Source organism: Rothia sp. P5764 (assembly GCF_048512965.1).
GTDB lineage: Bacteria > Actinomycetota > Actinomycetes > Actinomycetales > Micrococcaceae > Rothia.
In genome coordinates this window covers 70,571-85,765 of sequence record NZ_JBLXXQ010000005.1, presented here as the reverse complement: position 1 = coordinate 85,765, position 15,195 = coordinate 70,571, and the positions used below count along the sequence as shown (strand labels likewise).

Genomic DNA, 15,195 nt, shown 5'->3' with positions numbered 1-15,195 from the left:
GTCTTGAACTGAGGAAGACTAGGGTATGGCAGAGATGAGCGCAGGTGCACCACTCGGTGCCTCGTACACCCTGGTAGAGCAGGTAGGCAAAGGAGCCTCGGGGCAGGTATGGCGGCTTGACCACGCCAAAAAGTCTGAACCGCTGGCCGCAAAAATCCTCCACCATCACCTCACCGCAGACACCGCAATTGTAGAACGATTCGTCCGTGAACGATCCGTCCTCCTCAACCTCAACAACAAAAACATCCTTGCAGTACACGATCTTGTTGTAGAAGGAGAAACCCTGGCCCTAGTCATGGACTACTGTGCGGGTGGATCCCTACGGGAGGTCATACAGAAATCCGGCACCTTAGCGCCCTCACAAGCCCTAAAACTCACCGCAACAGTCCTTGAAACACTCGCCTTCGCACACGGCAAGAACGTCATCCACCGCGACATCAAGCCAGATAATATCCTTTTCGCCCTTCCGGAAAGCTCACCGCGCAGCGAGAACCTGCGCATCACAGACTTCGGTATCGCCTCACTGATCCAAGAAGGAAAATCACACACCACCACACTTGCAGGCACACCCCACTATCTACCACCAGAGCTTATTCAAAACGGAGTAACCGGCCCCGCAGGCGATGTCTACTCGACAGGCATCATGCTCTACGAGCTCCTCGCAGGGCGCACCCCCTTCGCAGGAGAAGGCACCGACTTTACCGTCGCCTACCGGCATGTATCCGCCACAGTCCCACCTCTAGACCTGCCTGAGCCCATCATGCAGGAACTCATGAGCCTGCTCAGCAAAAACCCCGACCGGCGCCCCCACGCCCTAGACTCTGCGGGCCGACTACGCGCTTTAGCAGACAGATTTGCAGATCTGCCTGCGCTCACGCTCTCCTCTGAACCCAACAAATTCTCCGAAGTAGAACGCCCCAAAACCGTCATCCGAGGGTTAGCACACGACACCGCCCCTGCACTCAAGACCGAAGCTGACGAAACCGACGCCCCCAATCTAGGTCAGGCACCGCTCCCCACGGTCATCAGACCCGAGGCCTTACGACCAGCACAGCCTGCCCGCCAAAGTACCTCCACCGAAGCCCATGACACAGACGAGCAGAAAAAAGCAAAATCAAAAATGCTGTGGTTAGCTGTCATCGGTGCCCTACTCCTGATCGCAACAGGGTGGGGAATCTACTGGGCAGTGTCGTCAAGCAGCCAGAACAAAGAACCGTTCACCGTAGTCGGCAGGCAAGAAAGCCCACTGCCCTCAGGGCTATCAGTTCGCCGGGAAGCAACCTACACACCCTCCACCTCCACGATCAACCTCAAAGTGGTCTACTCGGCGCAGAAAGCACCGCTGTCCGGGGAAATCCTAGAAGTTCTCCCACCCACAGTTGAAGACGCAGCCTGCCCCAACGCCACCTGGGATAGAACCGACGGTCAACGCAACCAGCCAACAATCACTGATATGACCATAGAGTGCGGCTGGACCCTCAAAGGTATGGACATCAAACCCAACCAGGAGTACGAGGTTCAAGCACAAATCCAGGCACAGCTAGCTGACCAAAAAGCACTTGAAAGCTGGCTTGACACGGTATCTAGCCAAACCAAAGAAGCAGTCACCTCAGCCGACTACCAAAGTACAGCCTATATAGCCCAGCGACTCCAAAATATAGAGGTCAAAGTTCCCGCGCGAACGGTAAGTCAGACAGTCATACCTGTAAAACTTATCCCCGTATGGCCAAGCGGAGAGGACCTCCTCAACCCCATCTACTCGTCAGAAACCCCTGGCAAACCCACCGGTATGCTCCAAGCAATAGCCGGTCACGATAAGCCGCTTCGCTTCTCAGACGGCTGCTCCGGTCATATCGCTGTGGACGAGAGTGGCCTCAAAGTCACCGCACTTTCGGTAGCTGAACGGTGCACGGTACTGGCACGCGTGGGCAACTTTACCGACCTGCAAAGCAATAATTTCACCATCACCACCCGAGACTAAGACACTCCCCCGACTCAGCAAGTACTACAGGGGTAAAGGGATTATTGTCTGCCCTGTGAGCGACTAGAAACGGCCCGAGCTAGCTGGCTCTACCAGCCCAAGGGCACACAAAAGGTTCGGCCCCCGTCCACAGTGGACGGGGGCCGAACCCTTTATCAGTTAGCGCAATGCTTAGCTGAGAACGTTGATGTTCGCGGCCTGCATGCCGCGATCGCTCTGCTCGGGATCGTAAGCAACTGAGTCGCCTTCTTCGAGTGAGCGGTAGCCGTTTGAGTTAATCGCTGAGAAGTGAGCGAAAAGATCTGCTGAGCCGTCGTCGGGCTGGATGAATCCGTAGCCTTTTTCAGCGTTAAACCATTTTACAGTGCCAGTAGCCATGTGTTTTATTCCTTCTGGAAAATGCGTCCAAACCTCGAACGCTTAAGGTGTGCCCTCTCTTTTCCCAAGGAGATGAAACGCAAAACTAAAAACAAAATTCTAAATTCTTACTACACCAACCGGTGGGCACGTCTCTGACTCTACAGCACCCCGGCGGCTTTGTATGCATTATGTGTCGCAGGTCTCCTTTGTGGCTGCAAAATGCAGCACGATACCCTGACTCTTAGGCGCCAAGCCCCTGATGAAAGCCAAGAAATCTAGCGGTTTTTACTTAAAGGAGGCCAGGGTCAGGCAGTTATAGTCACCCACGGGCCTAAAACCACGGGAAAGGTAGAGGTCAATAACATGCTTGTTACCCTCATGGGCATCTGTAGAAATATAAACCTGACGCACCCCACCAACGGCCTCCAGGGCGGCATCGAGAAGAGAGCTACCCACGCCCTGCCCCTGGGCGTCCGGGTGCACCAATAGATCCTGGATGTAGGTAATCGTCACGCCGTCCCCGACCGTTCTCACCAAGCCAATCAACCGACCAGAAAAGTCACGCGCGCAGGCCAGATAGTGCGACCCTCTGCACATGGCCACCAGATTCTCAGGCTTTTCAGTGTAGGCGGACCAGCCCACCGAAGAGTAAAGCTCCTCAAGCTCATCCCTGGCAGGGACAAGCCCCAGCACTAGATCAAACATTTTGCCCCCTCACCGATATGGGCCGCTCGCTAGGTCTGGGAAACAGCAGCCAACTGTACCGCCAGAAAATCACCTTAGTATTAAACTATGCAGAAAAAATCACAGATAGACCAGCTGGGCAAACTAAAACCCCAAGACGTAGCCCACCGTGTTTCGGCCTATACTTACGGCAACATCCTAGCCCTAGGGGCACTCATCCTCACCAAACCCGGTCAGATTGCTCAGGGCCACACACTCACCGTTCTGCTAGCAACCGGGCTCACCACCTACCTGGCTCACTTTCTAGCAGAAAGCCAGGAGCACCGCCTCTTGCACGGCAAGGCACTCACAGGTCAAGACATCATAAAAGCCTTACGCAACGCAGTGCCCATCATGAGCTCGACACTACTACCGGCTCTCTTTATTGCCCTAGGTTCCTGGGGTTTTCTCGCTCCCCCCACAGCCTGGTTCCTAGCGGTCACAGTGCTACTCTTACGGCTGGCCTCCATGGGGTTTGTAGTAGCGCGCTACCAGCAGCAAGCAGCCAGCTTCCGGACCTTACTTGGTGGAATCCTCTTCGCCAGCCTCGGTCTAGTAGTGGCCCTACTCAAGGCCCTGCTGACGCATTAGCAAGCTACCCTAACCCACGCGTACTCACCCAGCGGCTAGCTATATCGGCCTGTGCAGGTTCGCTTAACCAGCCAGGGTCAGACCCAATAGGGCGCTAGGTGACGAAAATAGCTAGATGCGGTAGTCCGTCATCTCAAAGATTTGCAAGAAGCGGGCGATACGCTCATTGGTGGATTGGAAGAAAGGCTCGGGCGCACCGTTATAGAGCACCTTCCCTCCGTCCAAAAAGATGATGCGGTCCGCAACCCGGCGGGCGAAAGCCATGTTGTGAGTGACCACCACCAGGGAGCGCTTCTCTCGCGCTAGATCAATCAGAACCCGGATGACCTCGGCTTCTAGCTCCGGGTCAAGGGCACTGGTAGGTTCGTCAAAGAGTAGGTAGTCCGGGGACACCGCCAGGGCGCGGGCAATAGCCACCCGCTGCTGCTGACCACCGGAAAGACTATCTGGGTAAGAACTAGCCTTGTCTCCCAGCCCCACCTTGTCCAAGAGCTCCAGGGCATACTGATGGGCAGCGCCCTTGCCTACCTTCCCATTCAGGACCGGGGCAAGAGCCACGTTCTGAACAGCGGTCAGGTGCGGGAAAAGGTTGAAACTCTGAAAAACCATAGCCGAGTGTTTGCGGATACTCCGCACCTGCTCATCGGTCAATTTGCTGGAAAAATCAACCGAATCCCCCGCAAGATCCAGTACACCAGCCTCCGGTACCTCTAGCAGGTTGAAACAACGCAAAAGTGTTGATTTACCGGAGCCTGAGGGGCCCAGAATCACCGTGGTCTCACCACTGGTGAGCTCTAGGGAAACCCCGTTCAAGACAGTTTGCTCACCAAAGCTCTTGGTCAGGTTCTGCACACTAAGCATGGGAGCTCCTTAGATAGCGGCTGGTGCGCTTTTCGAGGGCCTGCTGGGCAACCGACAGGACGGTAAAAATCACCAGGTAGATAAGTGCAACTTCAAGGTACATAGCCAGGGGCTCAAAAGTACGGGCAGCGACCTGCTTACCGGACTGAAAGAGGTCAACCATAGAAATGACCGACACCAGTGAGGTTCCCTTAACCAGATCAATCAGGTCGTTTCCCAGGGGCGGCAGGGCGATGCGGGTAGCCTGAGGTATCACCACGTGGCGCAGGGTCTGCTTGCGGGTCAGATTCAGGGTACGGGCGGCCTCAAACTGGCCACGCGGTATAGAAGCGTAAGCCGAGCGGAAAGTCTCAGCCACATAGGCCCCGGTATTCAGGCTCAAGGCAATAATCGCAGCAGGCCAGGGATCAAGAGTGATGCCCAGCCTGGGTAGCCCGTAGAAGACCAGGAACAACTGCACCAAAAGTGGTGTACCCCGGAAGAACCAGACAAAGGCGGTAGCCAACCAGTTGAGGGGGTTATACCGGCTCAGGTTGCGGGCGGCTGTCGCCAGCAGACCTAGCACCAGCGCAAGCACAAAGGCAACCAGGGTAAGAGGTACTGTTACCTGCACGGTAGCCAGCAAGAGGGAGGGCAGAGATTCTGCCCAGAGTTCTAGGTAGCGGTCCATGATGTCCTAGAGATCTTTCTCCGGGCGGGCCGGTTAGGCTTTAGCCGAAGGACTGAGATCAAGACCTACATACTTCTGGTAGATAGCCTTAAGGTTGCCATTTTCCAGGTTCTTGGTGATGGAGTCGTTGATGGCTTTCTGGAGGCTGAGCGCGCCCTTGGGCATGAGGATAGCCGGCTGGGATGCCTCCCCCAGCAACCCGTCAAGCAGGCGAATGGGGGCATCGGGGTGCTGTTCCTTGTAGTAGGCGAAGGTGACGGCATCGTTGCCTACGGCATCAACACGGCCGGTGAGCACCTGCTCAATGGCCTCGTCGAAGCCGGTCACAATGGTCATCTTTGCGCCTGCAGCCTCTAGTAGGGTGCGGAAGTTGGAGGTTTCACTCGATGCGGCAGTCGCGCCCTTGAGATCCTCAATCTTCTGTAGGGAAGAACTCTCCAGAACAGCGACCCTGCCCTCAGAAGCAAGGTAGGGGATAGAAAAATCGTACTTCTGCTTGCGTTCTTCCGTGGGGGAGACATTATTGATGACAAGGTCGTAGCGGTTGGAGTCCACACCGGCAATCAGCGAATCCCACTGGGTTTCGATGTATTCGGCTTTGACACCCAGATCAGCGGCGATAAGGTCGGCAAGATCCTTTTCCATACCGACCAGCTGGCCGGATTCATTGTGGTAGTTCCAGGGCGCGTAGGTACCTTCTAGGCCGACACGGAGAGTTCCGGAATCTTTGATGGCCTGGAGTTTATCTCCTGCATCAGTTGAGCTGGCCTGAGAGGATGAGCCGCAGGCAGACAGGGCAAGCGTCACCAAAGATGCACCGGTCAGTGACAGAGCGCTACGGCGGGTGAGGGCCTTCATGGGTTGGTTTTCCTTTCGAGGAGCTTGATCTTACGCCCATTGAGCCTATACCCGCTGGCAACAAGTCAAAGAATTATTGTTACGCCTTTATTACGCACTTCTAGGGGAGGCAGTCACATCATCACCCACAAGGCATAAACCCCACCCTAGAAGGGTGGGGTTTATCAGGACTTATTTATTGGCTCGGTAGCCGGTAAGTATTAGCTGTTGTAACCTGCGGGGGACACGAAAATGGGTGCTGATGCGTTGGGCAGGTTCACAGAGAAGACGCTGGTGCCCATACCGTTCCAGCCGCCGTGAACAGCCTGGCCGTTACCAATGTAAACAGCGATGTGTTGCTGGCCAAAGCCATTGGAGGCGTAGATGACCAGGTCACCGGGCTGGGGGTTGGAGGTCACAGTACCCAGTGACATGTAATCCATGGGCCAACCGTGGAAGTTAATGCCAGCGGCCCTCAGGGAGTTGGTGGCCAGCGCGGTGCAGTCGGTCTGCGCGTTGACAGATGCGGCTGCCAGAGCCGCCGCAACAACGGCATCACGTTTTGCCTGGTTAGTAGCCACAGCAAGGGTGGGGGCAGGTGCGGGCTCCTGAACGGGAGCTGCGACCTCAACAGGTGCCGCCGACTGAACGGGGGCAGGCTCTTCTGCTGTCGGTACAGGTGTTTCTTCTACAGGTGCGGGCGCGTCCTCAAGAACCTCTACAGTTTCTGACTGCACAGTGACGGCTGCTTCTTCAAGAGCGGGAGCCTCTGCAAGAGGTGCTGCCTCTGTAGGAGCCTGCTCGTCAATAACGGGTGCTTCTTCAAGTGCGGGAGTGGATTCAACCGGCTTTTCGGGAGCCACAACGTATTCGGGAACACCCCACTGCCCAATTTTGGTCTCGCCGGCAAGGTCGAATGCCTTGAGCTGGGGGGTGGTAACTACTGCACCGTTGTCTACGGTGGTCTGCGGGGCTTCATTGTTGGTTGCGTTAGCTGCTGCAAAAACAGCACCTGACATGATGACACCTACCGCACCTACGGAGAGTGAACGACGCAATGTTGTACCTTTCGTCTCTTCTGGAGATCTTCGCAGCCGGGTTGCTGCTACATGCTGGGCGGCCCGCCTTTCTTAAGCGGAGCTCCCATGCTTCCCTCGGAAGCTGATTGGACCCGAATAATTTTATAACGATTTGGTAACGATGTATACCATATCGTTATAAAAGTTACTTTTGCACCAATTCCCAGCTCGTCAAGGTGAGGTTCCAAATACCGGTTTTTGGGTAAGACCGCCCGCCACAGGCCGCTTAGTATCAGCCCCCTGCATTCACTGAGAGGAGCAGAATAGTAATTCAATCCAGCTGACACAAAGACGGTGTGCACCGCACTGATGCACACCGTCTCCACAAAGCAGGGTTAGGTCGTTACCGTTTTGCGACGTTTAAGATCCCGTCCCACAGCCTTGAGCCATGCCCGGCGGTCAGGAACCGTAGGCACCTCCTTAACGGAAGGAGCCATGAGGTGGTTTTGCACGAACTCATGAATAGTTACCCGCGCTTTTCCCTGGTCCCCGTGGGAAGAAATCGCAGGGAGCTGGTAGATCAGCTCAGAATTCCCTACGCCCAGGGGGTATTTCCGTTGAAAAAATAGCCTGGATGCTTTCGCGTGACTCTTCCCCCGCGTAGGCGGGGGTATTTCTGTGTCCCCCGCCTTACCAGCCGTAGGGATAGGCTCTCCCCCCTAAGCGGGGACACCCATAATCTTTGCCCGTAGCTAGGCACAGCACCAACACCGCCCTCACCACCGGAAGTACCCGCCCCGGTAAGAAGAAACTCAAAGTAGGTTCCGCTATCACAGTTCCTTGGGGGAAAGAGGCCTAAGGCCCTAGCGCCTATGCTAAGTCAGACACCCTCAGCTAAACTGGGGGACATTGCTTAAACGCCCCTCACCGCCACCCCACGAAAGGGCCCCTGTGCTCCAGAACATCATCGACTGGGTTATCTCTATCATGGAAGCCATCGGCTCACCCGGTGTTGGCCTGGCCGTCTTCCTTGAAAACGTCTTCCCGCCCATTCCCTCTGAGGTGATTCTGCCGCTGGCCGGTTTCACTGCATCCCAGGGGTCCATGAATATCTTTGCAGCTTTTATCTGGGCTACCATCGGTTCACTGGCAGGAGCCTACTTCCTCTACTATCTGGGGGCGGCAATCGGAGCTGACCGCCTACGCCGTATCGCAGATAAGATGTGGCTGGTCAAAGTGGAGGACGTCGATGGTGCACTTATCTGGTTCGACAAGTACGGTAAGGCCTCTATCCTCATTGGGCGTGTTATCCCGGGTATCCGTTCCCTTATTTCCATTCCTGCCGGTGTTCACCGCATGAACCCCATAACTTTTGGCCTCTACACCTTATTGGGTTCAGCTATCTGGAACGCCCTGCTCATCTACTGCGGCTGGATACTCGGTGAAAACTGGCCTGTTGTTGAAGGGTTCATTGATCGGTACTCCAAGGTAGTGTACGCCCTAGTCGCTCTTGCCCTGGTAGGCACTTTCGTGTGGCTCATCCTCCGTGCCCAGAAAGATAAGAAAGCAAAAGCTCTCTAGGGCTCTCCCCTACCGCGCCTCAAGAGGCCACCTGTTTCTCCCTCCAATGAAAGTAAAAACAGGTGGCCTCTTTGCTGTGGATCCCTACCTACTTCCAGAGCCGGTTACGGGCGTGAACAACCGAGGGTTTAATCTGAATCCACTCAGCACACGGTAGCCGGAGCGCTTTTTCGCACCCGGAGAGCGCGGTAATAATCGACTCGCACCGCTGGTTGAACTCAGAAACGTACCCCTTTTCCACGATCTGCCCGGGGAAATGACGGTGCATCTTAGAAACCGAGTCGGATGACTCCTGAAGCCCGTGCCCTGAATGCCCAGGGACATGCTTAACCAGCACCCGACGCTCACGAATAGCCGCAGTGAGCCGCTCCATCTCGTCCAAGACCTGCTGGTTCTGCACACCCTCGGTTGTCCAAGTCTTATAGACCCAGCGGTTATGGGCCAGACGCAACACAAAGGTAAGCGCCCCTAGGGAGTCAGTGTGAATAATCAGCTGCCGACCGCCGTGGTAGAAGATATTGAAAGCCGCCAGCATGGCCGAGAGCTCCCCGGTCATAATGTTGGTGGCATCGTAGTGGGAGTGAAAGAAGAAGCCGTCCTCACTCACCCCACCAATACCCATGCGGCCACCCTTATGGTAGCGCTTGTTGTTGGTAGAGCGGTAAGAGCAGTCAGTAAAGACACTGTACTCCGCCAGCTTTTCCAGGGGGAGCTGGGCGGTGTTCTGCTCAAGTTCACGGTGGGCTAGTCGGGAAGCCTCATCAAAGAAGTGAGGCATAAGTTCTGCCGCCGGGGTGCCCAGAAGTTTCACGTGAATTTCCCCCAGCGAGTGAGACTCATAGGGGTTCATCACCTTATCCAAGGAACGGTATTCCATGAAGTCGCGGAAGGCAGTGAACTTACGGAAGAGCAGTTTAAGGTAGTGCTTATCTGCAGCTACGGTCATCAGGTTCTGTTTGTATTCCTCGGGGATAACATCCATAGCGGCCAGGATGGCGCGGCCCAGCATGTCGGTGTGTACCGTATCGCAGGGTTCCATCAGACAGTGGGTGAGAGATTCCGCGATAGGTTCGCACTCTAGAACTTCGCGGTCCCCGTTCTCCCGAGAGATAAACACAAAAGCCGTGAGCCCAACATGGCAGTCACCGGCAACCCGTATCTGGTCCATGACCACGGCGATGACGGCTACACCCTGTTCAGTGAAGCCCGCCGGGTAAGAGCTGGTGTAATCTGGCGGCTCCCAGGTTAACTGGCATTTCTTAATATGCGCGGGCGTGATGTCCACATTATTCATCTCCTATGGGGTTGTCGGTATTATGCTTACCCCTTAAAGCTATCTCAGGAGACTGACTAATTGCTACCGGCACCCCACCCACTGGACAGAGCAGCCCTTCTCTCAACAGTAAAACTCCTACTCACCGGTAACTCAAAAAACGAAAAAGCCGGGGGGCTTGAAGCCACCCGGCTTTACCGGAAAACCTCAGAAACCACCCCTTACTCGGGTACGATGCGCACAGCACCCTTATCGGCGCTGGTTACCATCGAAGCGTAGGCCCGCAGGGCACTGGACACCTGGCGCTCACGCGGCTTGGTGGGCTTCCAGGGGGCAGGGCCCTTAGCGGCACGGCGGGCGGCTAGGACCTCATCGGGTACATTCACGCGCAGAATTCGGTTATGGACGTCAATCTCAATTTCGTCGCCGTGCTCAATCAGGCCCACGGCGCCACCAGCGGCGGCCTCGGGTGAGATATGGCCGATGGAGATACCCGAAGTGCCGCCCGAGAAACGACCGTCAGTAATCAGTGCGCACTGCTTGCCCAGGCCCAGGCCCTTGAGGTAGGAGGTGGGGTAGAGCATTTCCTGCATGCCCGGCCCGCCCTTGGGGCCCTCGTACTGGATGACCACGATATCCCCGGGCTTAACGTTCTTGGAGAGAATCTCGTACACGGCCTCATCCTGAGATTCCACGACAAAAGCCTTACCCACAAAGTGGAAGAGTTCCTCGTCGATACCGGCGCTCTTGATGATTGCGCCGTCCTCAGCGATATTGCCGTAGAGCACCGCCAGGCCGCCGTCCTTGGTGTAGGCGTGCCCAACCGAGCGGATACAGCCCTTTTCGGGGTCGGTCTCGTGCGAGTCGAACTTGTTAGCGGTGGAGAAAGCCTGGGTGGTGCGAACACCTCCGGGGGCAGCCAGGAAGAGTTCCTTAGCGGTTTCGGTGGCCGTGCCGGAACGAATATCCCAGTCAGAAAGCCAAGATTCTAAAGAATCGGAGTGAACCGAGTGGACGTCGCGGTTGAGCAGGCCACCCCGGTCAAGTTCGCCCAGCAGGGCAGGGATACCACCGGCGCGGTGGACGTGCTCAATGTGGTACTGGGTGGAGTTGGGGGCAACCTTAGCCAGGCAGGGCACCTTGCGGGAAATCGCGTCAATGTCGCGCAGGGTAAAGTCCACACCGGCCTCGTGGGCAATCGCCAGAATGTGCAGGACGGTGTTGGTGGAGCCACCCATTGCAACATCCAGGGCCATAGCGTTCTCGAAAGCGGCTTTGCTGGCAATGCTGCGGGGCAGGACGCTCTCGTCGTCCTGCTCGTAGTAGCGCTTGGCCAACTCAACGATCTTGGCACCGGCCTCTAGGAAGAGCTGCTTACGGGCTACCTGGGTGGCAAGGGTGGTGCCATTACCGGGTAGGGCCAGGCCAATGGCCTCGTTGAGGCAGTTCATGGAGTTGGCGGTGAACATACCGGCGCAGGATCCGCAGGTGGGGCAGGCGTTCTGTTCGACCTGGGCTAGGGCCTCATCACTCACGGAGTCGTCAACGGCCATGACCATAGCGTCTACCAGGTCCAGGCGGTGCTCTACTACGCCGTCAATGGCGGCACCCGATTCCATGGGCCCGCCAGATACAAAGATGACGGGGATATTCAGGCGCATAGCGGCCAGCAGCATACCGGGGGTGATCTTGTCGCAGTTGGAGATACAGACCAGGGCATCGGCGCGGTGGGCGTTGACCATGTACTCTACCGAGTCCGCAATCAGGTCGCGGGAGGGCAGGGAGTAGAGCATACCGTCATGGCCCATGGCAATACCGTCATCGACCGCAATAGTGTTGAATTCTTTGGCTACACCGCCGGCTTCGCGGATAGCACCGGCCACCAGCTCACCCATGTTTTTCAGGTGCACGTGGCCGGGAACGAATTGGGTGAAAGAGTTGGCAATAGCAATAATGGGCTTGCCGAAGTCGTCTTCTCCCATGCCGGTTGCCCGCCAGAGCGCGCGGGCTCCTGCCATGTTCCTGCCGTGGGTGGATGTGCGCGAGCGCAGTTCTGGCATCGTGTTCCCCTTGATAACTGGTGGTAGTCGTCTTGGGTATCTAGTTTACGCCGGGTGCTGGTGAGGGTAGATGCAACCGCTGAGTGTTCTCAGATAGTGGAGTTTTAGACAGTGATAGGTTTTTCTCCCCAGATTTTGTTGAATAAGCCTTGTCTAGGAAGAGTTACTCACGGCAAGCACAGGGCGACGCCCCGCCTGCTCGCGGCCAACCGTAGTATTCAGGCGTCGCCCACCGGAGTTCTCCCCCTCGAACTTCTGCTAACTCCATGGATCGCTCTGCCAGCCCTCCGCTTCTTTGAGGTAGGCATCATCTGGCTGGTTCTCTTGCATTTCATGGGCCAGAGGCTCGAAGCGCACCCCGCGCCAGGCAGGTGCGTTTCGCGCTGGACAGACCCCTTGGGGTTGCTCGCTCAAACCACTGTTCCAGTAGGTCAAACCCAGGAATACTTTTCTCTACTCCTTCAGTTCAGATTCCCATCAAACGTGTGACATTTATTTATGGGTGGTTCCCTCGAAAACCCTGGATAAGCCCCCTAGACTATAGGGAAACACGACCGCCGTGTAAAAGCTCTCACTTTATTTGGCACAGAGTGCTATCGCACATGTTATTTAGGGGAACCCAATGGGAAAATTTGAACGTATCTACCACGATTTGGCTCGTGACATTGATGAGGGTAAATACGGTGTCGGGGATTTGTTGCCCAGTGAGATGAAGCTGACTGAGCGCTATCAGGTATCCCGTGAGACCGTTCGCAAAGCCCTGGCTATTCTGGTTGACCGGGGATATATCCAGCGCATTATGGGGAAGGGTTCGCTGGTGGTTGATCACAAACGGTACTCCATACCCGTTTCATCGTTGTTGAGCTATAAGGAATTTGCTGAGTCAGCTAGCCGCAGCACACTCACCGAGCTTATTAAGCTAGAAGATGCTGTGTTGCCTCCGGTTCCCTTCCAGGCACTGGCAGAAGGCACTGTTGAGCAGGTGCCAGTTACCCATGTGATGCGTGTACGCCACATGGATGGCGCACCGGCGATTATTGACCATGACTATATTGTCAAAGCTGTTGTTCCTAATATATCGGGGGAGGTAGCCAGGGACTCGCTCTACACTTATTTTGAGCAGGAGCTGGGGCTGAACATCTCCTCAGCGTCAAGGCAGATCACGGTTGAACCGGCTACACCCAACGATGCCAAGTACCTGAATCTGCACGCTGGGGAATACGTTGCGGTGACAACGTCCATTACCGCATTGGACGACGGCACGGCCTTTCAGTACACCATTTCTCGTCACCGGGCAGATAAGTTCCGCTACCTGGACTTCGCCCACCGGCGCCGGGGAATTCCAGTTTCTGAATAAAGTTCCAAATCTCTTATAACCCAAACAGGGCAACCTGTCAGACAGGTAGAGTGGGGTGTGCCAGCCAGCAGGCTGTCACGCCCCCTTTCTGCTATCTATGCACAGAACCAGCTAGCCAGACGACTACCGGAACCCACACAACGGAGCAGCGCACCATGAGCTTTCATGATCAGGTTATCTACCAGGTCTACCCCAAGTCCTACCGCGATTCGAGCGGTAACGGTGTGGGGGATCTGCGCGGTGTACTTGAGAAGGTTCCCTATATTGCCTCGCTGGGGGTCGATATGGTCTGGCTCAACCCTTTTTATGTGTCACCCCAGAACGATAACGGCTACGACATTGCCGATTACTACCGCATAGACCCGGATATGGGCACCATGGAGGACTTTCAGGAACTGGTAGCTGCCCTCGGTGAATACGGTATCGGGGTCATGGTCGATATGGTGCTCAATCATGTCTCTACGGAGCACGAATGGTTCCAGCGGGCACTGGCCGGTGAACAAAAGTACCGGGACTACTTCTACCTGCGCCCGGCCCAGCCCGACGGGAGCCTGCCGACCACCTGGGAATCAAAGTTCGGCGGGCCTGCCTGGTCACCTTTCGGGGGCACCGACCTCTACTACCTGCACCTCTACGACACCACCCAGGCTGACCTGAACTGGCATAACCCGCAGGTTCGGGCTGAACTGCACCGGGTTGTGAACTTCTGGAAGAGCAAGGGCGTGCGGGGCTTCCGCTTTGACGTTCTCAATGTCATCGGCAAGAGCGAGGTACTGCGTAATGCCACCCCCGGCGAGAATGAGAAACTGCTCTACACCGACACAGAACAGGTACACACCTGGGTTAAGGAACTCAACCAGCAGACCTTCGGGGACACCCCGGGGCTGCTTACCGTGGGCGAGATGTCCTCCACCACCATCGAGAACAGTGTGCGCTACACCCGGCCCGACAGCCGGGAGCTGGACATGGTTTTCTCCTTCCACCACCTGAAAGTGGACTATGACCGGGGTGAGAAGTGGTCAGATGTACCCTTCGATTTTATGGCCCTTAAGGGGGTGCTGACCGACTGGTCAGTCGGTATTCAAGCGGGTGGGGGCTGGCAGGCCCTTTTCTGGAATAACCATGACCAGCCGCGCGCTATCAACCGCTTTGGCGATCCAGGGCTGTACCGGGAAGAATCAGCGACCATGTTGGCCGCCGCTATCCACCTGGGCCGGGGCACCCCCTACATCTACCAGGGCGAGGAAATCGGCATGATCGACCCTGCCTATGAATCTATGGACGACTATGTAGATATTGAGTCCCACAAGGCCTACCGTACGCTGGTGGATAGGGGGCTGAGCTCCGAGCAGGCTTTCCGTGTTGTGGCTTCTAAGTCGCGGGATAATTCTCGCACCCCCATGCAGTGGGATGCTTCTGAGTTTGCTGGATTTAGCGACGTCCAGCCTTGGTTACGCCCCACCTCCCAGGCCCTCATGAGTGTGGAGCGGCAGGAGGCCGATGGCAAGATTCTGCCTTTCTACCGCCGCCTGGTTGAGCTGCGCCACCAGATGCCGCTGATTGCGGAGGGAAGCTACGAGCCTTTTGCCCGCGAGCACCAGAGCGTCTACGGGTTTATCCGCGAATATCAGGGGCAGAAGCTACTGGTGCTCTGCAACTTCTACGGGGCAGATACCGCTGTGGAGCTAGCCGCAGAATTCGCGGCGGGGAAGGTGCTGGTCTGTAATTACAAGAATTGCCCTGACCTCACCACCGCAGAAGGCCGACTGACCCTGCGCCCCTACGAAACCGTAGCGGTACTGGTGGACTAAACCTTCCACGGTAAAATAGGCGCTGTGGCTCTGCTCTAGGCCAGAAGCTACACGCTACCGATGATACCGAC

General features: G+C 56.2%; 13 protein-coding genes. 5 read left to right on the top strand and 8 right to left on the bottom strand.

Translation table 11 applies throughout. From position 1 onward, the window contains the following. Nucleotides 1-25 precede the first annotated feature (25 nt). Nucleotides 26-1,981, top strand: coding sequence for a serine/threonine-protein kinase (locus ACN08Y_RS08315; protein ID WP_419112385.1), 1,956 nt, complete (start codon nt 26-28; stop codon nt 1,979-1,981). A 171-nt stretch (nt 1,982-2,152) separates the two neighbouring features. On the opposite strand, the gene ACN08Y_RS08310 is transcribed toward ACN08Y_RS08315, so the two are convergent. Both ACN08Y_RS08310 and ACN08Y_RS08305 read right to left on the bottom strand, forming a co-directional pair. Next, nucleotides 2,153-2,359: a cold-shock protein gene (locus ACN08Y_RS08310; RefSeq protein ID WP_419100254.1), complete on the bottom strand. Its 207-nt coding sequence runs from the start codon at nt 2,357-2,359 to the stop codon at nt 2,153-2,155. 267 nt (nt 2,360-2,626) lie between these two features. Beyond that, nucleotides 2,627-3,046, bottom strand: coding sequence for a GNAT family N-acetyltransferase (locus tag ACN08Y_RS08305; protein WP_419100255.1), 420 nt, complete (start codon nt 3,044-3,046; stop codon nt 2,627-2,629). Between the two features lie 87 nt (nt 3,047-3,133). Here ACN08Y_RS08305 and ACN08Y_RS08300 point away from each other — a divergent pair, with 87 nt between their 5' ends. Beyond that, nucleotides 3,134-3,655 carry a hypothetical protein gene (locus ACN08Y_RS08300; protein ID WP_419100256.1) on the top strand — a complete coding sequence of 174 codons (522 nt, stop codon included), beginning with the start codon at nt 3,134-3,136 and terminating at the stop codon, nt 3,653-3,655. A gap of 111 nt (nt 3,656-3,766) precedes the next feature. Here ACN08Y_RS08300 and ACN08Y_RS08295 read toward each other — a convergent pair whose 3' ends face one another. From ACN08Y_RS08295 to ACN08Y_RS08280, 4 genes are all read right to left on the bottom strand, one after another. Beyond that, nucleotides 3,767-4,516 carry an amino acid ABC transporter ATP-binding protein gene (locus tag ACN08Y_RS08295; RefSeq protein ID WP_419105240.1) on the bottom strand — a complete coding sequence of 250 codons (750 nt, stop codon included), beginning with the start codon at nt 4,514-4,516 and terminating at the stop codon, nt 3,767-3,769. Beyond that, on the bottom strand, nt 4,509-5,186 hold the full coding sequence (locus tag ACN08Y_RS08290; RefSeq protein ID WP_419112384.1) for an amino acid ABC transporter permease: 678 nt from the start codon (nt 5,184-5,186) through the stop codon (nt 4,509-4,511). The genes ACN08Y_RS08295 and ACN08Y_RS08290 overlap by 8 nt, the downstream gene beginning before the upstream one ends. Before the next feature lie 33 nt (nt 5,187-5,219). Beyond that, nucleotides 5,220-6,044: a transporter substrate-binding domain-containing protein gene (locus ACN08Y_RS08285; protein WP_419111115.1), complete on the bottom strand. Its 825-nt coding sequence runs from the start codon at nt 6,042-6,044 to the stop codon at nt 5,220-5,222. Between the two features lie 200 nt (nt 6,045-6,244). After that, complete coding sequence (locus tag ACN08Y_RS08280) at nt 6,245-7,081, bottom strand: NlpC/P60 family protein (RefSeq protein WP_419112383.1); 837 nt, start codon at nt 7,079-7,081, stop codon at nt 6,245-6,247. A 912-nt stretch (nt 7,082-7,993) separates the two neighbouring features. Here ACN08Y_RS08280 and ACN08Y_RS08275 point away from each other — a divergent pair. Next, nucleotides 7,994-8,623 (top strand): DedA family protein, encoded by a 630-nt coding sequence (locus tag ACN08Y_RS08275; RefSeq protein WP_419100263.1) that lies wholly within the window; start codon nt 7,994-7,996, stop codon nt 8,621-8,623. A gap of 88 nt (nt 8,624-8,711) precedes the next feature. On the opposite strand, the gene ACN08Y_RS08270 is transcribed toward ACN08Y_RS08275, so the two are convergent. Both ACN08Y_RS08270 and ilvD read right to left on the bottom strand, forming a co-directional pair. Beyond that, the gene (locus ACN08Y_RS08270) at nt 8,712-9,917 is read right to left on the bottom strand and encodes an RNase H family protein (RefSeq protein WP_419112382.1); all 1,206 of its coding nucleotides are present in this window, start codon (nt 9,915-9,917) and stop codon (nt 8,712-8,714) included. A gap of 200 nt (nt 9,918-10,117) precedes the next feature. Then, the gene (gene ilvD, locus ACN08Y_RS08265) at nt 10,118-11,956 is read right to left on the bottom strand and encodes a dihydroxy-acid dehydratase (RefSeq protein ID WP_419112381.1); all 1,839 of its coding nucleotides are present in this window, start codon (nt 11,954-11,956) and stop codon (nt 10,118-10,120) included. A gap of 622 nt (nt 11,957-12,578) precedes the next feature. Between ilvD and treR the strand changes: the two genes are divergently transcribed. Continuing rightward, a complete protein-coding gene (treR, locus tag ACN08Y_RS08260; RefSeq protein WP_419111128.1) occupies nt 12,579-13,313 on the top strand; it encodes a trehalose operon repressor in 735 nt (244 codons plus the stop codon). Between the two features lie 155 nt (nt 13,314-13,468). Further along, a complete protein-coding gene (locus ACN08Y_RS08255) occupies nt 13,469-15,124 on the top strand; it encodes an alpha,alpha-phosphotrehalase (protein ID WP_419112380.1) in 1,656 nt (551 codons plus the stop codon). The last annotated feature ends 71 nt before the right edge of the window (nt 15,125-15,195 follow it).

Excerpts from the sequence above, each read along its gene's own strand:
- ACN08Y_RS08295 (WP_419105240.1), bottom strand. The coding sequence starts at position 4,516 with ATGCTTAGTGTGCAGAACCTGACCAAGAGCTTTGGTGAGCAAACTGTC.
- ACN08Y_RS08315 (WP_419112385.1), top strand. The coding sequence starts at position 26 with ATGGCAGAGATGAGCGCAGGTGCACCACTCGGTGCCTCGTACACCCTG.
- ACN08Y_RS08290 (WP_419112384.1), bottom strand. The coding sequence starts at position 5,186 with ATGGACCGCTACCTAGAACTCTGGGCAGAATCTCTGCCCTCCCTCTTG.
- ACN08Y_RS08270 (WP_419112382.1), bottom strand. The coding sequence starts at position 9,917 with ATGAATAATGTGGACATCACGCCCGCGCATATTAAGAAATGCCAGTTA.
- treR (WP_419111128.1), top strand. The coding sequence starts at position 12,579 with ATGGGAAAATTTGAACGTATCTACCACGATTTGGCTCGTGACATTGAT.
- ACN08Y_RS08285 (WP_419111115.1), bottom strand. The coding sequence starts at position 6,044 with ATGAAGGCCCTCACCCGCCGTAGCGCTCTGTCACTGACCGGTGCATCT.
- ACN08Y_RS08310 (WP_419100254.1), bottom strand. The coding sequence starts at position 2,359 with ATGGCTACTGGCACTGTAAAATGGTTTAACGCTGAAAAAGGCTACGGA.
- ACN08Y_RS08255 (WP_419112380.1), top strand. The coding sequence starts at position 13,469 with ATGAGCTTTCATGATCAGGTTATCTACCAGGTCTACCCCAAGTCCTAC.
- ACN08Y_RS08305 (WP_419100255.1), bottom strand. The coding sequence starts at position 3,046 with ATGTTTGATCTAGTGCTGGGGCTTGTCCCTGCCAGGGATGAGCTTGAG.
- ACN08Y_RS08300 (WP_419100256.1), top strand. The coding sequence starts at position 3,134 with ATGCAGAAAAAATCACAGATAGACCAGCTGGGCAAACTAAAACCCCAA.
- ilvD (WP_419112381.1), bottom strand. The coding sequence starts at position 11,956 with ATGCCAGAACTGCGCTCGCGCACATCCACCCACGGCAGGAACATGGCA.